Origin of the sequence: Lysinibacillus louembei (assembly GCF_033880585.1) — a bacterium.
Taxonomy (GTDB): Bacteria; Bacillota; Bacilli; order Bacillales_A; family Planococcaceae; genus Metasolibacillus; species Metasolibacillus louembei.
Genome location: NZ_CP137624.1, coordinates 2,247,827 through 2,262,500, shown reverse-complemented (window position 1 = coordinate 2,262,500; position 14,674 = coordinate 2,247,827). Strand labels below are relative to the sequence as shown.

Here is a 14,674-nt window from a genome sequence, read left to right as displayed (position 1 = left end):
CCCGTTTCGCTCGCCGCTACTCAGGGAATCGAATTTTCTTTCTCTTCCTGCAGGTACTTAGATGTTTCAGTTCCCTGCGTCTGTCTTCCATACGCTATGAATTCACGTAAGGATACTATGCGATTAAACATAGTGGGTTTCCCCATTCGGAAATCCCCGGATCAAAGCTTACTTACAGCTCCCCGAGGCATATCGGTGTTAGTGCCGTCCTTCATCGACTCCTAGTGCCAAGGCATCCACCGTGCGCCCTTAATAACTTAACCTACAGCTTTCGATTTACATCGCAATACGGCGTCAACTACTTTCACTCATTCAGTCACGTACAAAGGTACGCTCCTTCATTCTCTCAAGCAGTTTCCTTGTCTTGCTCGTATCTCGAAACCTTCTATTCGGCTTCCAATACACATCGTATGACGGCGTCAGCTTCATTCACTCCGTCAGTCACGTACTGAAGTACGCTCCTTCCATCGCTCAATCGCTTCCTTGTCCTACTCGTGTCTTGAAACCCTCATTGTTGTTAGTTACAACTTATTTCAGTAAAGAAATAAGATTTAAGAACTTACACGATCAATTACTTGATCTATTTTAAACTTGTTGCTTTCAATGTCGTTTTATCCAGTTTTCAAAGAACAATGGTTTGAAGTATTCATCAGTAGATGAACCTTCAAAACTGAACAGCAAGTCGTGAATGGTATCTCCCGTAGGAGATATTCCGAAAATATCCTTAGAAAGGAGGTGATCCAGCCGCACCTTCCGATACGGCTACCTTGTTACGACTTCACCCCAATCATCTATCCCACCTTCGGCGGCTGGCTCCAAAAGGTTACCTCACCGACTTCGGGTGTTACAAACTCTCGTGGTGTGACGGGCGGTGTGTACAAGGCCCGGGAACGTATTCACCGCGGCATGCTGATCCGCGATTACTAGCGATTCCGGCTTCATGTAGGCGAGTTGCAGCCTACAATCCGAACTGAGAACGGTTTTATCGGATTAGCTCCCCCTCGCGGGTTGGCAACCGTTTGTACCGTCCATTGTAGCACGTGTGTAGCCCAGGTCATAAGGGGCATGATGATTTGACGTCATCCCCACCTTCCTCCGGTTTATCACCGGCAGTCACCTTAGAGTGCCCAACTAAATGATGGCAACTAAGATCAAGGGTTGCGCTCGTTGCGGGACTTAACCCAACATCTCACGACACGAGCTGACGACAACCATGCACCACCTGTCACCATTGTCCCCGAAGGGAAAACCATGTCTCCATGGTGGTCAACGGGATGTCAAGACCTGGTAAGGTTCTTCGCGTTGCTTCGAATTAAACCACATGCTCCACCGCTTGTGCGGGCCCCCGTCAATTCCTTTGAGTTTCAGTCTTGCGACCGTACTCCCCAGGCGGAGTGCTTAATGCGTTAGCTGCAGCACTAAGGGGCGGAAACCCCCTAACACTTAGCACTCATCGTTTACGGCGTGGACTACCAGGGTATCTAATCCTGTTTGCTCCCCACGCTTTCGCGCCTCAGCGTCAGTTACAGACCAGAAAGTCGCCTTCGCCACTGGTGTTCCTCCAAATCTCTACGCATTTCACCGCTACACTTGGAATTCCACTTTCCTCTTCTGCACTCAAGTTCCCCAGTTTCCAATGACCCTCCCCGGTTGAGCCGGGGGCTTTCACATCAGACTTAAAGAACCGCCTGCGCGCGCTTTACGCCCAATAATTCCGGACAACGCTTGCCACCTACGTATTACCGCGGCTGCTGGCACGTAGTTAGCCGTGGCTTTCTAATAAGGTACCGTCAAGGTACAGCCAGTTACTACTGTACTTGTTCTTCCCTTACAACAGAGTTTTACGATCCGAAAACCTTCTTCACTCACGCGGCGTTGCTCCATCAGGCTTTCGCCCATTGTGGAAGATTCCCTACTGCTGCCTCCCGTAGGAGTCTGGGCCGTGTCTCAGTCCCAGTGTGGCCGATCACCCTCTCAGGTCGGCTACGCATCGTCGCCTTGGTGAGCCATTACCTCACCAACTAGCTAATGCGCCGCGGGCCCATCCTGTAGCGATAGCAGAACCATCTTTCAACTTTCAAACATGTGTTCAAAAGTATCATTCGGTATTAGCACCGGTTTCCCGGAGTTATCCCCATCTACAAGGTAGGTTGCCCACGTGTTACTCACCCGTCCGCCGCTAGCGTTACTTCGGTGCAAGCACCAAAGTAACGCCCGCTCGACTTGCATGTATTAGGCACGCCGCCAGCGTTCGTCCTGAGCCAGGATCAAACTCTCCATAAAAAGAATTTGAGTTAAGCTCAAATTTTGTATCTGCCGCTTTCGCTTTCGATACAGTAAAACATTTGCTGGCATCTTTATGATGTCCAAAATTATGTTTCATCTATTAAATGAAACGTTTTATTCATTCACGTCTTGCTTGTTCAGTTTTCAAGGTTCATTATCATCACCGCTTTTCAGTGGCGACTTTTATACTATAACTCATCCTTAACTTGCTGTCAAATACTTTTTTTAATGTTATTTTTTCGCTGTGTCGTTAAGGACAAGTAATAATATATACCATCTAAAACTATAAATCAATAGTTTTTCTAAAAAAACTTTTTATTTTTTTAAAATCTGCTACAAAGAGCAATATTCCAGCTAATACAACGATCCCACCAACGATTTGTGTTGCAATTAAATATTCTTTAAAAATAAAGTAAGCTAATATAGCAGCACCTATTGGTTCAAATAAAATAGCAATCGACAATACATTTGTGCTAACAAACTTTAATGACCAATTGAACAAAGTATGACCAAGTAAATTAGGTATAATAGCAAGCAATATAAACCAAACCCATTCCATTGAAGGATATGGACCAAACGATTCTCCCTTTACTAATACATAGAAGAAAAGACAAACTGTACTGCTCATATAAACGACCATTGTATATGTAACAAGTGAAATTCTTTTGCGAACGTCTTGTCCAAACAAGAGATAACCTGTGACTAATGCACAAGCAATTAGCGCTAGTATATCTCCATATAAAGCTGTACCACTAACTCGAAAATCTCCCCAGCTAATCAAAACACTACCTATAATTGCAATTGCGGCCGCAATGATTGTTTTCAAAGAAATCTTTTCGCCGAAGAAAAAATAAGTCCCTACAAAAGCAAATAAAGGTTGCATCGTCACAAGCACTGTAGAACTTGCTACAGAGGTGTAATTTAATGACTCAAACCATAAGATAAAGTGAAATGCTAAAAAAACACCTGCAATAGCAGAAAATACCCAATCTTTTTTCGATAATAACTTTATTTCACCTGTATATTTCCATAAAAAGATTGGAAGCATGAGCACAACAGAAAATAACATTCGATAAAATGCAATAACACCCGCATCGGCACTTGCTAGCTTTACTAAAATTGCTGATAGCGATACTGAAATAACGCCAATCACAATTGGTATATAAGGATTAATCGCCGGTTTATTCATAGTTATTGTTCCTCACTTAAATTTTTCTTGTACATCACTTCATTTTACAGTAATATAACGCATTATCAATAGTCGTTTTAAGGAGGAGAATGATTGTCATCTATTTTAACCGAAGTCTTTTCAATTGAAATTTTAATTAAATTAGCTGTAGCTGCTGGTTTAAGTTTAATTATCGGAATTGAAAGGGAATTAAAGAAGAAGCCAGTTGGATTAAAAACGAGCTTAGTCATTGCAACATTCAGTTGCTTACTGACGATTATTTCTATTGAAACGGCTTATATGACACCAGCTAGAGACGATATTAATATTACGATGGACCCACTAAGGCTAGCTGCACAAGTAGTTAGCGGCATCGGCTTTTTAGGAGCAGGTGTAATCTTACGTAAGGGGAATGATAGTATTACTGGCCTTACGACAGCTGCCATGATTTGGGGAGCAGCTGGAATTGGTATTGCTGTAGGAGCAGGTTTTTATGCAGAAGCCTTTATGACAGTAGTGATTGTTGTCATTGGTATTGAGCTAATTGCTCCGTTTTTAATGACGATAGGACCTAAACGCTTAGCTTCACGTGAATTTTCATTGAAAGTACAGGTGAAGCATCACGATGATATTTCTACACTCCTTTCCTATATGCAACAGAACGAAATGTATGTTGAAAACATCCGCATAAGCGATACGGTAATAGCAAATGATACAATTGAACATGAAGTAACGATTCGCTTTGCTACAATTCATCAAAATACGTTAGCACTTTATCAAGATCTACATACTCAATCGTATATAGAACAAATTGAAATTGAATTATTATCTTAAAGGAGAGTCTCTATGAAAGAATTTTTCGCACTACTTAAAGACGGTAACAAACCTTCCTTGCTCGCTGCGTGTGTCAACGCATTTTTAGGTATTATTAAAGGAATTGCCTTTTTCTTTACTGGCAATGTGGCGATGTTTGCGGAAATGATGCACTCCTTAGGGGATGCCGCTAACCAGCTTTTCGTTTATATCGGATCTGCATTATCCAAAAAAGCGCCAACTAAACAATTCCCTAATGGCTTTGGTCGCCTTATTAACCTAGTTTGTTTAGGAGCTGTTTTAATTGTTGGTATTTTATCTTATGAAACAGTAAAAGAGGGCTGGCATCATTTTGTCTCCCCTGCTACTGAATCAAACGGTATGCTTATTGCACTTGGTGTATTAGCTGTCGGAATTATATTGGAATTAACAGTTTTGCATAAAGCAGCAAAAGAAGTTTTGCATGAAGTAGGTGTTGAGAGTGCTGGATTTACATCCATTGTCAAGTCAGCAAAATATTTAAATCGTGCAAAGCCTGCGACAAAGCTTGTATGGATGGAAGATTTAGTTGCGACAAGCGGTAATGTTCTAGCATTTAGTGCCATTTTAATCGCTCACTTCACTGGCTTTTACCGACTTGAAGGACTTGTCTCAATGATTATTGGTTTCATGATGTTTTATGTAGTAGGTCGCGTATTTTTAGATAATGCGAGAGGCGTTATCGGGGAAACCGATCAAGAAATGTTAAACCATATAGCCCATTTAGTAATGGAAGAACCGAATGTAAAGGATATTATGCGCTTAGAAGTGATTAAAGAAGGGGAATTTTTGCATGTTGAGCTTGTTGCAGAAGCTGACCCGAACCTTTCCTTGGCTTACTTAGATGATGTGCGAGATCATTTAACCCATCTTATTTTGAGCCAAAAAGGCGTAACTGAGGTTGTTATTTTATTTGACGAAGATGATGGTCAATTGAGCTGGCAGCACGTTGGCGAAAAGCCCGAATAACTTAAAAACAGACTGGAAGGCAACAACCTTTCCAGTCTGTTTTTTTATAGTGCATTTTCTAAAATTGTACGTACATCGTCCGCATGAAGCTTTTTAAAGTTGCCAAATGGACCGTTACACATCGTATGCTCAATTATTTTCTCAAAATGTGTTGTATCAATATTATAATCTGCTAAGCGCTGCGGTGCACCTAAAGAAGCCCAAAATGCAGCTAAGCGCTCAATTCCCTCAAGTGCAACATCCTCTACTGATTTGCCATTAGCCTCTACATCGAATACGCGAACAGCTAAACGCGCAAAGCGCTCCGGATTTTCTGAAACGACATGGCGCATCCAATGTGGCTGAAGAATTGCTAAACCACCTGCATGAGGAATATCGTACACTGCTGATACTGCATGCTCAATATTATGTGTAGCCCAATCACCACGTGAACCCATCGATAAGAAATTATTTAAGCCAATTGTGCCTGCTAATAAAATAGTTTCACGTAATGCAACATTTTCTAAATCCTCTACTAGCTTTGGTCCAGCCTCCATAATCGCACGTAAAACACCTTCACACATACCATCTGTAACAGGTGTATTTGTTGCATTATGGAAGTATTGTTCAAAAATATGCGACATCATATCAACGATGCCATATATTGTATGATTTTTTGGTACAGTCACTGTATAGGTAGGATTTAAAATTGAAAATTTCGGGAATACCGCAGGGCTACCCCAGCCGAACTTTTCTGCTGTATCCATATTTGTAATAACAGAGCCTGAGTTCATTTCAGAGCCTGTTGCAGCTAAAGTTAAGACAACACCTAATGGCAATGCTTCCTCTGCTACAGCCTTTTTAATAACTAAGTCCCAAGCATCGCCATCGTATTTTGCAGCAGCCACGATTAATTTTGAACAGTCAACTACAGACCCTCCACCTACTGCTAGTACAAGATCGATACCTTCTGCTTTACAAATTTCCGCACCACGACGAGCTGTTTCGACACGTGGATTTGGCTCAACGCCTGCTAATTCAAATATTTGCTTATTCGCCTGCTGCAATATCGTTATAACATCCTCATAAACACCGTTGCTTTTAATGCTTCCTCCGCCGTAGACAATCAATACTTTATCGCCATATTTGGCAAGCTCCTGTGGCAATTTCTCCATTGCGTCCGCTCCAAAATGAAGCGTTACAGGATTATAAAATGTAAATGGATTCATGTTCTCTCTCCTTTCAAAGCTATTTTTATTTTCTCATGTTTCATGAGAAAATAGCAAAGAAAGTCTATTCAAATATGCCTAATCTCATCTGTTATCATAAATGTCAGCAAGAAGTCTTCATCTAAAGTTAGTTTGACACCATTATAGCGATACACAATTTTTGAAAACCTTAATGTCGCAACACGATTGGCTAGCGCATATTCCTGTCTATTTGTTAATGGAAGACCATTTACATGACACCCTAAAATAAAGCAACCATTCATGGAATGATCGATTACATTTTGATGCAATGACTGGTAGTGAACCTCTTCAATTAAACTGTCTTGATACACTTTTCCTTCCGCAATTAAATGGTTAGTTAATGCTCCCTTTAAATCGATTGCAATGGCAGTTGCACCTAAAACTCTTTTAAAATACACAGGTACTATTTTTTTATTTTTTAAGCAAGGTGTAATTTCTGTCACAATTTCTCCTGAGCTAAGCACAGTAAGTTTAATAAAAGCCCTATCTTCCTGATTCGTCAATGTGAGTATCGTTTCGCCAGGGTGCAAGCTTTTAAAATAGATTTTATCGTCTGTAATATAGCCAGTAGCAATACTTTGTTGTTGTATTTTTAACGTAGTTGCTTGAATGCCTAGTACACCTATATCATTTGGCAATTCAATTAATCTACTCTTAAAATAAACAGATATATTTTCATTATGAACGATTCGTTCTTGTAATAAATTTTTCAGCATTCCTTAGTCCCCTTCCTCTTTTTGTCTAGTGTAAAAAAGAGAACTATACAATTCCTAAACAAAACCCGACAAAATCTGCGCTTTTTCATCAAAGCTTCAACTATTTTTTCATATTAGACAATCAGTAATTTCTTTTCTTCTTTTTACTTAATTGATTTTTGGGATTTGATTTTAGTAAAGTATCTAAACGCTGGAGCATTATTTTTTTCTTTTCTTCACGAATTTGTTTCAATTTTTGTCTATACATAAAAAGACCTGTAGCAATCATAACTACGCTAAAAATAATGATTAACATAAGCAAAATCCTTTTTTATATATCATAAAATTTTTTATTAGACAAAAACTAAACATTTGATAATTGGGAGTAAAAAATAAAACAAGCCGTCTCCAAATAAAGAGAACGACTTGTTTTTTTCTTATTTTACACCCATCCACGGAAGCGAGATGCTTCAGCAGTGCGACGAACGCCTACCATATATGCAGCTAAACGCATGTTAATATTGCGGTTCATTGCAGTTGTGTAGACATTGTCAAAAGCCTCTACCATTTTACGTACTAATTTTTCTTGTACTTCTTCTTCAGTCCAGTAGTAGCCTTGGTTGTTTTGTACCCACTCAAAGTATGAAACTGTTACACCACCAGCAGACGCTAGTACGTCTGGCACTAACAGAATACCACGCTCTGTTAAAATTCTTGTGGCTTCTGCTGTTGTTGGTCCATTTGCTGCTTCTACAACAATGTTAGCTTTCACATTATGTGCATTGTCAGCAGTAATTTGATTTTCAATAGCCGCAGGAACTAAAATGTCACAGTCTAATTCTAGTAGCTCTTTATTTGAAATGGTGTTTTCAAATAGAGTTGTGACAGTACCAAACGAATCGCGACGATCTAATAAATAGTCAATATCTAAACCATTTGGGTCGTGTAGAGCGCCATAAGCATCTGAAATACCGATTACTTTTGCACCTAAGTCACTCATAAACTTCGCTAAGAAGCTTCCTGCGTTACCGAATCCTTGAATTACGATACGAGCACCTTCAATGTTGATGCCGCGTTTTTTCGCTGCCTCTTTAATAACGATTGTTACACCTTCCGCAGTTGCTCGGTCACGCCCTTGTGAGCCCCCAAGTACAAGCGGTTTACCTGTAATGAAGCCTGGTGAATTAAATTCATCCATGCGGCTATATTCATCCATCATCCAAGCCATAATTTGAGCATTTGTAAATACATCTGGTGCTGGAATATCTTTTGTTGGTCCTACGATTTGGCTTACCGCACGTACATAACCACGGCTTAAACGTTCAATTTCGCCCATAGACATTTGACGTGGGTCACATATAACGCCGCCTTTACCTCCACCGTATGGTAAGTCTACAATTCCACATTTCAATGTCATCCACATTGAAAGCGCTTTAACTTCTTCGTCAGTAACCGCTGGGTGGAAACGTACACCACCTTTTGTTGGTCCTACTGCATCATTGTGCTGTGCACGATAGCCTGTAAATACTTTTGTTGTACCATCATCCATTTTTACAGGAATACGTACTTCTAACATGCGAAGTGGTTCCTTTAGCAACTCATACATTGCTTCATCATAACCAAGCTTTTGTAACGCTTCTTGAATGACATCTTGTGTCGACGTAAATAGGTTTAAATTTTCAGCCATTATTAATTCGCCTCTTTAACATTTTTAATTGTTTTTTGATATCGCCAACATTGTAACATATTTCAACAAAGATTTGTTTATAATTTTGTCACATTTTAAATAATATACAACAAATTTTACACATTTTCATACATGACATATAAAATTTACGCAAAAGTAACTAAATTTAACGCATAATCGTAAAAAATAGCGGACGCACTATTGTCCGTCCGCTATTGTGGTTAAAGCATTTCTGAAGTTGTTTTTGCTTGCATGTGTAATTGTAAGTAGTCAGGGCCACCTGCTTTTGAGTCTGTTCCTGACATGTTGAAGCCACCGAATGGTTGGTAGCCAACAATCGCACCTGTACAGCCACGGTTGAAGTAAAGATTTCCTACGTGGAATTCTTCACGTGCTTTTTCTAGGTTCATACGGTTGTTTGTAATCACTGCACCTGTTAAGCCGTACTCTGTATCGTTTGCAATTTCAATTGCTTCATCGAAGTCTTTTGCTTTTGCAATCGCTACAACTGGTCCGAAGATTTCTTCCTTCATAATACGTGCATCACGTGCTACGTCTGCAAATACTGTTGGGTGTACAAAGTAACCTACAGAATCATCTGCTGTGCCACCTGCTACAAGACGTCCTTCGCCTTTTCCGATTTCAATGTACTCTGTTACTTTATTGAATGCTGCTTGGTCAATTACTGTTGCCATGAAGTTTGATGGATCTGCTGGATCACCGATTGTTAATGCTTTTGTTAGCTCTTCTACACGGTTTACCACTTGATCGTATACATCCTCTACAATAACAGCACGTGAACATGCAGAACATTTTTGACCTGAGAAGCCAAATGCAGATTTCACGATTGATTGTGCTGCTAATTCAAGATCTGCTTCTTTATCAACAACGATTGTATCTTTACCGCCCATTTCAGCGATAACACGTTTAATCCAAATTTGACCTTCGTTTAAGACAGATGCACGTTGGTTAATACGTAAACCAACATCGCGTGAACCTGTGAAGCTGATGAAGCGTGTGCGTGGGTGATCTACTAAGTAGTCGCCTACTTCTGCGCCAGAACCTGGTACATAGTTTACCGCACCTGCTGGTAAGCCCGCTTCTTCTAATACTTCGATAAATTTATATGCTACAACTGGTGTTGTAGAAGCTGGTTTTAATAATACTGTGTTCCCTGTAACTAAAGCTGCTACTGTTGTACCTGCCATAATTGCAAATGGGAAGTTCCAAGGAGAGATAACGATACCAACACCTAATGGAATATAGTCATAACGGTTGTATTCACCTGGACGGCTTTCTACAGGTTGACCGTCTTTCATGCGTAGCATTTGACGACCGTAGTATTCTAAAAAGTCGATTGCTTCTGCTGTATCTGCGTCTGCTTCGTTCCAAGGTTTTCCTGCTTCTTTTGTTAATAATGCAGAGAATTCGAATTTGCGACGACGGATAATTGCTGCTGCTTTGAATAATACGTCTGCACGAATAGCTGGATCTACTTTCTTCCATGTTTTGAATGTTTCATCCGCCACTTGCATTGCTTTTTCAGCAAGCTCGCGTGAAGCTTTCGATACGCGACCAATCACTTCTGTTTTTTTCGCTGGATTGTATGACACGATTTTGTCTTCTGTTGTGATGCGCTCGCCACCGATAATTAATGGGTAGTCTTGACCTAAATAGCCTTCAACTGTTTTTAAGCCTGCGATGTACGCGTCTTTGTTTTCTTGTTGTGAGAAATCTGTGAATGGTTCGTGTTTATATGGAATCATGAAAAATCCTCCTAAAATAATTTTTTGTAAATTATTAAATGTCATTTCATGCAAAAAAAATTTGCACTTCATCACACTTTATATTTATAATAATGCAAAAGATTGTTGCTTTTTTCAAGTATAATCTTTTAAAAAATTTATGAAAATTTGAGGTGCTTGCATTGTTTGAACAGCAAAGACAACTCATTCCCTTTTACATACATGCAATTGAGCATATTTCTGTAGGGATTCATGCAATTGATACCGAAGGCAAAACATTGCTTTATAATGCAAAAATGAAGGAAATTGAAGGCTATGCTTTTGAAGAAATGACAAGCCACTCCCTTTTTGAACTTTTTGCATTTCGTAAAAAAGATAGTACACTATGGCGCGTTTTACAAACCGGGCGCAAAGAAATGAATGTCAAGCAAACGTATCGCAATAAAAACGGGCATGAAATTACGACGCTAAATGATACATTCCCTATTTTTGACCAAAATAAACTTATTGGGGCTATCGAATTTGCACGTGATATTACATCATTGGAAAAGCTTATATACCAGCCGTTAAGAAGATACGGTGAACCATTGACATTCGATGCAATCACAGCTGTGTCAAACGCGATGCAGCAGGTGATGACACATGCAAAAAAGGCAGCACATGCTCGCATTCCAGTTTTGCTGGTTGGTGATTCTGGAACAGGCAAAGATTTGATTGCTGAAAGTATTCATCATGCATTATTGCCAACTAGTGATGACTTTATTACATTTTTCAGTAGACGCGATGAGCAAATCGTCGAAAACATTCGCCATTATTTACATACTAATGGCAGCTATACATTTTTCTTCGAGCGCATTGAATTTTTATCCATCGATATGCAGGAGCAGCTGCTTGCTATTTTAAAGGAGCTTTCCGTTACAAAGCATATGATTATTGGCAGCATTGGTAGTGATCCTATCGACTTAATTGGCGATGGTCAATTGTTAAAGGAGCTTTATTATTTCTTCGCTAATTTAACAATTTCTATACCACCACTATGCGAGCGAAAAGAGGATATCGAACCGTTCGTTACCGATTATTTTGCTCGTCATCGCGCTCGCTTTGCCTCCTTTATTCAAGGTTTATCGCCTGAGGTCATGCGGTTATTTATGAGCTATGATTGGCCAGGAAATTTGAAGGAATTAGAGCTATTGCTTGATGAAATTGCAGCGGTGATAACCAATGAAGAGGTCGTCACATTTGAAATGCTGCCATTGCACTTCCGCTTCAAAGTACAGCAAACCGATGCAAAGACGAGCTTGATTTTAAACGATGAGCAGCTGCTACCACTTGATGAATATTTGCGCGATGCCGAGATGTTTTATGTGCAAAATGTGTTGAAGATGCACAATGGCAATGTCACAAAAGCTGCCACTGCGCTTGGGATGAGCAGACAAAATTTACAATATCGCCTGCGCAAATGGAAGCAATATGATTAACTATTGAGAGGTAATAGTAATGAATTTTAGTGAACTTCTAAAAAAAGCACAGGCAGTTACTAAACCAACAATGCTTTCACCATGGGCAGAGGCTGGTAGTGTAGGTGCAGCGATTTTAACTCAAAATGGCCATGTCTATGTAGGTGTTTGTATTGATACAGCTTGTTCAATGGGGTTTTGTGCTGAGCATGCAGCAGCTGCTTCTATGGTGACAAATGGTGAAAATAAGATTGCAAAAGTAATCGCAGTCAACTCGGAAGGTATAATTTTCCCACCGTGTGGAAGATGTAGAGAATTTTTAAGCCAGCTAGCTGTCGAAAACCTTGAGGCTGAGGTAATGGTCAATGCTCATACAATCGTGAAGTTAAAGGATTTACTTCCATATGATTGGCGTATACAGTAACTCAATCCATAAAAGAACCTTCTAAAGCCTGTTCATGTTTTAGAAGGTTCTTTTGATTTACTATTTTTGCCCTGATTGGTCAATCCATTCCTGTAGCTTATCCTTCAATGGTTGAAAGCCTGCCGCATCATCCTCATCAATTCGCTCCTGCAATGTTTTGCGCTGTTCCTTTTTCATTGGGGTAGGCTCTTCCTGCAATGCGCGAATCGATAAGCTTATTTTTTGCGACCCATCCTCAATTTCTAAAATTTTTACGGTAATTTCATCGCCAACTTTTAAAAAATGACTAACATCCTTTACAAAGCCATACGTAATTTCTGATATGTGCACAAGTCCTTGCGTTTGCTCATCCAATGCTACAAATGCTCCGTATGGTTGAATTCCAGTTACTTTTCCAGTTAGCACGTCACCCACTTTGTATTGTTTTTCCATAATACGTTCCTACCTTCTGTGTCTATATACGAAAATGTCATGTTAAATTATAACATAGTGCACTAAACAGAACAAAGGAACGCCCTAATATTGATTACGGATATTTTTTCGCTAACAGTGCATTCCAAATCGTTCGATAATCGATTTGTTCCATTGTTGTTGACTTTCCAGTTGCTGCAATTTCCTCTAAAATAGCTGTTGCAATTGGCGCAACAGCGCTGTCTTCAGCTATTAAAAATTGAAGCAATTGTTGATACTCTTGATTTTTAGCTTGTCCTGTCAAAAGCTTCACCATTATTAATTCATAGCTACTTTTCAGATACCCATTATATTGATCATATGCTTCTGTTAGCAATTTCCGCTCCAAAATGAGCGTTGATTTTGCTGCTTCCTTAGGATCTACGACAAGCTCTCCTGCATAAAAATAATACTTTACTTTCATTACTTCCAAAAGACCCATTGTTTCAGGTGAAAATATAGTAAGCAGCTCTTTTTCAATGGTCGTGTAATCAAAAACGAGCCTCTTTTTTCCACCAAACTCCATCAATACAAAGCCTTCGTTCTTTGCTGCTGCAATAATTTCAGGTGTATATGTGATCACATCATAGAGCTCACTAAGCGCTCTCACCTTTTCCATATAAATATACAAAGCACTCATTTCTTCTGCATCATCTTGTCGTTGCTTTGACAGCATTAATTTCGGCGAATGTAATTTTTCGATTGTCTCATTTTGATAAACAGCTAACTGTCCCTGCCAAGCTCCTTGTGCATAGCGTTCCATCGTCTCATCGCTTGTATAAAATTGATAGCTCGCTTCCGCATTTTGCACATATACTAAAGAATTGAATTGTTCTTCTGTCAATTGCAACGCTTTCCGCTGACGTTCCTTTTCCTCTTTATAAAGTGGTGCAAAAGCTTGACGCCATGCTTCAAATTCCTTTTTTGCTGCAACAACTCTCTCGACATTTGCACGCTCTACGTCATTGATTGCCTGCATCTCTTGCTGCTGTTGTGTAGCATAAAGTGGTACTAATATCGCTAAAATACAGGCACTTGCTAATACAACAATCCACAGACTTCGCTGTTGTCTTTTTCTTGGTAGCTCATCTGGTAAATTTGCCACCACTTTTTCAACATTTACGAGCGAAGGCATTTTGTCATAATGATTTTTCAGCTTTGTCATACGTGCTTCAAATTGTTGATCATCCATTGCTTTCTCCTCCTTGCTGTAAAATGGCTTTTAATTGCTCCTTAGCACGCATTAAGCGCACTTTCACCATAGACAAAGAAATTGTTAAAATCTCAGCAATTTCCTCATACTTACAATCGTGAAAATAATATAAAACGATTGGCATACGGTATTTTTCATCCAAGGTTAAAATCGCCTCATGTAACGCTATATCGTCTGTTGTCATATGTACAATAGAGCTTGACTCATATTGCAACTTGTCTCTCTTGCGCTTTTCTCGTTGCTCTTTACGATAATAATCGCGCACTGTATTTAACGTCATTTTATAAAGCCATGTCGTAAATTTCCCTTGCTCAAATTGTGCTAAAAAACGATACAGCTTAATAAATACTTCCTGTGTCACATCCTGTATGTCATTGCTATGTACACCACATTGAAAGGAGAATTTTTCAACTGTTTTATAATGTAAACGTACAAGCTCGGCATATGCCTCCTTGTCCCCTGTAGCTGCTCGCTTTAAAAGCAACTGCTCCATAATGCT

13 protein-coding genes and 2 rRNA genes (1 of these 15 only partly in view) are annotated in these 14,674 nt (G+C 39.7%); 4 read left to right on the top strand and 11 right to left on the bottom strand.

Features of this window, described 5'->3' with window-relative positions; translation table 11 throughout:
- The 3 genes from R6U77_RS11175 to R6U77_RS11165 form a co-directional block, all read right to left on the bottom strand.
- Window positions 1–263: ribosomal RNA gene (locus R6U77_RS11175) — 23S ribosomal RNA — on the bottom strand (it extends 2,665 nt beyond the left edge of the window).
- Window positions 264–728: 465 nt separating this feature from the next.
- Window positions 729–2,283: ribosomal RNA gene (locus tag R6U77_RS11170) — 16S ribosomal RNA — on the bottom strand.
- The 16S and 23S rRNA genes sit together here, the layout of an rRNA operon.
- Window positions 2,284–2,569: 286 nt before the next feature.
- Window positions 2,570–3,475 carry a DMT family transporter gene (locus R6U77_RS11165; protein WP_293929865.1) on the bottom strand — a complete coding sequence of 302 codons (906 nt, stop codon included), beginning with the start codon at window positions 3,473–3,475 and terminating at the stop codon, window positions 2,570–2,572.
- A 93-nt stretch (window positions 3,476–3,568) separates the two neighbouring features.
- Here R6U77_RS11165 and R6U77_RS11160 point away from each other — a divergent pair, with 93 nt between their 5' ends.
- Together R6U77_RS11160 and R6U77_RS11155 are read left to right on the top strand one after the other, a co-directional pair.
- Window positions 3,569–4,288 (top strand): MgtC/SapB family protein, encoded by a 720-nt coding sequence (locus R6U77_RS11160; protein ID WP_293929867.1) that lies wholly within the window; start codon window positions 3,569–3,571, stop codon window positions 4,286–4,288.
- Window positions 4,289–4,300: 12 nt separating this feature from the next.
- Window positions 4,301–5,275: a cation diffusion facilitator family transporter gene (locus R6U77_RS11155; RefSeq protein WP_293929869.1), complete on the top strand. Its 975-nt coding sequence runs from the start codon at window positions 4,301–4,303 to the stop codon at window positions 5,273–5,275.
- Between the two features lie 44 nt (window positions 5,276–5,319).
- Here the strand turns inward: R6U77_RS11155 and R6U77_RS11150 are convergent, their stop codons facing one another.
- The 5 genes from R6U77_RS11150 to pruA form a co-directional block, all read right to left on the bottom strand.
- Window positions 5,320–6,483: an iron-containing alcohol dehydrogenase gene (locus tag R6U77_RS11150; RefSeq protein ID WP_319835715.1), complete on the bottom strand. Its 1,164-nt coding sequence runs from the start codon at window positions 6,481–6,483 to the stop codon at window positions 5,320–5,322.
- A 68-nt stretch (window positions 6,484–6,551) separates the two neighbouring features.
- Window positions 6,552–7,220, bottom strand: a complete 669-nt coding sequence (locus R6U77_RS11145; RefSeq protein WP_319835714.1) for a hypothetical protein — start codon at window positions 7,218–7,220, stop codon at window positions 6,552–6,554.
- 121 nt (window positions 7,221–7,341) lie between these two features.
- Window positions 7,342–7,515 carry a hypothetical protein gene (locus tag R6U77_RS11140; RefSeq protein WP_319835713.1) on the bottom strand — a complete coding sequence of 58 codons (174 nt, stop codon included), beginning with the start codon at window positions 7,513–7,515 and terminating at the stop codon, window positions 7,342–7,344.
- A gap of 126 nt (window positions 7,516–7,641) precedes the next feature.
- A complete protein-coding gene (locus tag R6U77_RS11135) occupies window positions 7,642–8,886 on the bottom strand; it encodes a Glu/Leu/Phe/Val family dehydrogenase (RefSeq protein WP_293929066.1) in 1,245 nt (414 codons plus the stop codon).
- Window positions 8,887–9,107: 221 nt separating this feature from the next.
- The gene (gene pruA / locus R6U77_RS11130; RefSeq protein WP_319835712.1) at window positions 9,108–10,652 is read right to left on the bottom strand and encodes an L-glutamate gamma-semialdehyde dehydrogenase; all 1,545 of its coding nucleotides are present in this window, start codon (window positions 10,650–10,652) and stop codon (window positions 9,108–9,110) included.
- Between the two features lie 161 nt (window positions 10,653–10,813).
- On the opposite strand from pruA, the gene R6U77_RS11125 reads away from it, so the two are divergent.
- Window positions 10,814–12,109, top strand: coding sequence for an AAA-type ATPase lid domain-containing protein (locus R6U77_RS11125; RefSeq protein WP_293929069.1), 1,296 nt, complete (start codon window positions 10,814–10,816; stop codon window positions 12,107–12,109).
- A gap of 19 nt (window positions 12,110–12,128) precedes the next feature.
- Window positions 12,129–12,512, top strand: a complete 384-nt coding sequence (locus tag R6U77_RS11120; protein ID WP_319835711.1) for a cytidine deaminase family protein — start codon at window positions 12,129–12,131, stop codon at window positions 12,510–12,512.
- A 60-nt stretch (window positions 12,513–12,572) separates the two neighbouring features.
- On the opposite strand, the gene yugI is transcribed toward R6U77_RS11120, so the two are convergent.
- The 3 genes from yugI to R6U77_RS11105 all read right to left on the bottom strand — a co-directional run bounded on the left by yugI (window position 12,573) and on the right by R6U77_RS11105 (window position 14,668).
- Window positions 12,573–12,944, bottom strand: coding sequence for a S1 domain-containing post-transcriptional regulator GSP13 (gene yugI, locus R6U77_RS11115; protein WP_293929071.1), 372 nt, complete (start codon window positions 12,942–12,944; stop codon window positions 12,573–12,575).
- Window positions 12,945–13,038: 94 nt separating this feature from the next.
- Window positions 13,039–14,154 (bottom strand): hypothetical protein, encoded by a 1,116-nt coding sequence (locus R6U77_RS11110; RefSeq protein WP_319835710.1) that lies wholly within the window; start codon window positions 14,152–14,154, stop codon window positions 13,039–13,041.
- On the bottom strand, window positions 14,147–14,668 hold the full coding sequence (locus tag R6U77_RS11105; protein ID WP_406601038.1) for an RNA polymerase sigma factor: 522 nt from the start codon (window positions 14,666–14,668) through the stop codon (window positions 14,147–14,149). Before R6U77_RS11105 ends, R6U77_RS11110 begins: the two co-directional genes overlap by 8 nt.
- Window positions 14,669–14,674: the final 6 nt, after the last annotated feature.